Source organism: Devosia sp. (genome assembly GCF_041917035.1).
In the GTDB taxonomy this organism is placed as follows: Bacteria; Pseudomonadota; Alphaproteobacteria; order Rhizobiales; family Devosiaceae; genus Devosia_A.
This window is the reverse complement of record NZ_JAYRYM010000380.1, coordinates 1-2,553: the sequence shown is the minus strand read 5'-3', so window position 1 is coordinate 2,553 and position 2,553 is coordinate 1. Positions and strand designations below refer to the sequence as shown.

The following is a 2,553-nucleotide window of genomic DNA, read 5'->3' as shown; positions in this document are numbered from 1 at the left end:
CGATGTGCCGGCGGACATGACCGAGGAAGAGGTACAGATCTCGCTGTCGACTCCCGGGCAGCACCTTCCGCCCAAGCCGGCCGCCTGACGGCGGTACACGTTGCCAGGCCGACCGCCTGACCTATGCCGCTTCTCGCGGCATGGGCCCGACGTAGCGCGACAAAGGCCGGATGAGCTTGCCGTTCAAGGCCTCCTCGCGTGCGTGGGCGATCCAGCCGCCGACGCGACCCATGGCGAAAACGGCGGTGAAGGCCTCGCGCGGAAACCCCAGGGCCTCCAGCAGCAGCGCGGTGTAAAATTCGACATTGGTTGCCAGCGGCCGCTCCGGCTTGTGCCGGTGCAGCGCCGCGAGCGCGGCGGATTCCACCTGTGTCGCCAAGCTGGTACGCGTTACATCTGCGTTACCGGATGAGCGCAGCAGGTCGAGGGCCCGCTGCAGCGCGTCGGCCCGCGGGTCGCGGACGCGATAGATGCGGTGGCCAAAGCCCATCAGCCTCTCGCCGCGGGTGAGCGCCGCCTCGATCCACGGTCCGGCATGGTCCGGCGAGCCGATCGCATCGAGCATGTCGAGCACCGGGCCGGGCGCGCCGCCATGCAGCGGGCCCTTCAGGGCACCCAGGGCGGCAAGTGTCGACGACAGCAACCCGGCCTGGGTCGAGGCGACGACACGCGCGGCAAACGTCGAAGCGTTGAGCCCATGGTCGGCAACCGTGACCAGGTAGGCATCGAGTGCGGCCGCCCGAGCGGCAGTCGGCGCGTCACCCGACAGCATCCGCAAGCTGTCGACGGCGTGCGGCAGCGACGGATCAGGGGCAATGGCGGCCAGATTGCTGCGCCCCCGCAGCACTGCCGGCAGGAAGACCGCGGTCCCCGCCACGAGGTCGAGCGCGGTCACCAGGTCGTTGCCGTCGGACTGCCGCGCCATCAGCGCCCGCACGGCATCGAAGGGGGGCAACCCGCCGGTATCGGCGAGCCTCGAGAATGCCCTCGCCCGGGCGGAGCCCAGCGCGGATGCGAGAGCGTCCGGGTTCGGCAGATCATCGAAGAAACCCTGCCACAGCAGGTGCAGCACGGCCTCGAAGCGCTGCCCCTGCAACGCCTCCAGCGGCAGGCCACGGATCACCAGCCGACCGGCCATTCCATCCACGTCGGACAACACCGTCTCTGCCGCGACGACACCTGCAAGACCACTGGACATCTTTGTCACCTCGCTGTTTGCGCCAGAAGATAGAAGCGCTAAGGTTGACGTCAATCTTGATCAATACGATCAATGTGAGGATGACATGTGGATGACCGCGCGCGAGGCGCTGCAGCGACTTGGAAGCAAGCCGCAGTCGCTCTACGCGAACGTCAGTCGCGGCCGAATCCGGGCCCGGCCCGATCCGGCCGACAGCCGGCGCAGTCTCTACAGTGCCGAGGATGTCGAGCGCCTGGCCAAGCGGGCGCGCGGACGCCGCAGCGCCACCGTCGTTGCCGCCAGCGCGATAGACTGGGGTGATCCGGTGCTGGCATCGGCGATCTCCACGGTGCGTCAGGACCGGCTGTTCTATCGGGGGCGCGACGCGGCGAACCTGGCCGAGACGGCGACGCTCGAGGCGGTGGCCGAGCTGCTGTGGGACGGCCCCTGCCGCCTGGCGGGCGCAGTGCCGACGCCGGCGGGGACCGGTGGCCCCAAGCAGGCGGCGTGCCTCGCGCTGGCGCAGCGGGCGGCGTCGGATGGCCCGAGCGACGCCTCGTCTCCCGAAGAGTTGCGTCGTGACGCCGGCTCCGTCCTCGCATCTGTGGCGATGGCCCTGCTGGGGGACGGGGATGCTCCCCTGCACGTCCGCCTTGCAGATCGGCTCGGCCGTCGCGACGCCGCCGATGCGCTGCGGCGCGCGCTGGTGCTGCTGGCGGACCACGAACTGAACGCATCGACCTTCGCGGTACGCGTCACCGTCTCGACCGGGGCTTCGCTGGCGGCGGGCGCTCTCTCCGGATTGGCCGCGCTGGGGGGGCCGCGACACGGAGAGCTGTCCGCAGCGGTCGCGGTTCTGGCCGACGATGTCGGAGGGGCGCCCGATTCCCTTGCCGCGCTCCGGGAGTGGCTGGGCGAGGGGCGCGGGGTTCCCGGCATCGGCCACCCGCTGTACCCGCACGGCGACACGCGCGCGCAGGCGCTGCAGCGCAGCTTCGAGGTTCCGGCCAGCTACAGACGACTGGCCGAAGCCGCAATCGAACTGACGGGCGAGCACCCCAACATCGATTTTGCCCTCGCGGCGCTGTGTGCGGCTTTCGGGCTGCCGCGCTACGCCCCGTTCACGGTATTCGCACTCGGTCGCACCGTGGGGTGGCTGGCGCATGCTATGGAGCAGGCAACCTCGGGACAGCTGATCCGGCCGCGGGCGCGCTACGTAGGTCCGGAACCCGCTCCGATCTGATGCAGACGGACAACATCCGGGTATGGCGGGGCCGGATAACTGCCAAAACGGGCAGGTCGGCTTGCCCTTTACCCCCGAGAGCCTATTTAATTCGGGGAATCATGCTCGCCGCCCGGATGGGGGCCGGCCGGAT

General features: G+C 69.9%; 2 protein-coding genes. One reads left to right on the top strand and one right to left on the bottom strand.

All coding sequences use genetic code 11. The features are described 5' to 3' along the window. Window positions 1–121: 121 nt before the first annotated feature. A complete protein-coding gene (locus ACE3TU_RS21325; protein WP_374627865.1) occupies window positions 122–1,198 on the bottom strand; it encodes a citrate synthase/methylcitrate synthase in 1,077 nt (358 codons plus the stop codon). An 85-nt stretch (window positions 1,199–1,283) separates the two neighbouring features. On the opposite strand from ACE3TU_RS21325, the gene ACE3TU_RS21320 reads away from it, so the two are divergent. Beyond that, window positions 1,284–2,420, top strand: a complete 1,137-nt coding sequence (locus tag ACE3TU_RS21320; RefSeq protein ID WP_374627864.1) for a citrate synthase — start codon at window positions 1,284–1,286, stop codon at window positions 2,418–2,420. Window positions 2,421–2,553: the final 133 nt, after the last annotated feature.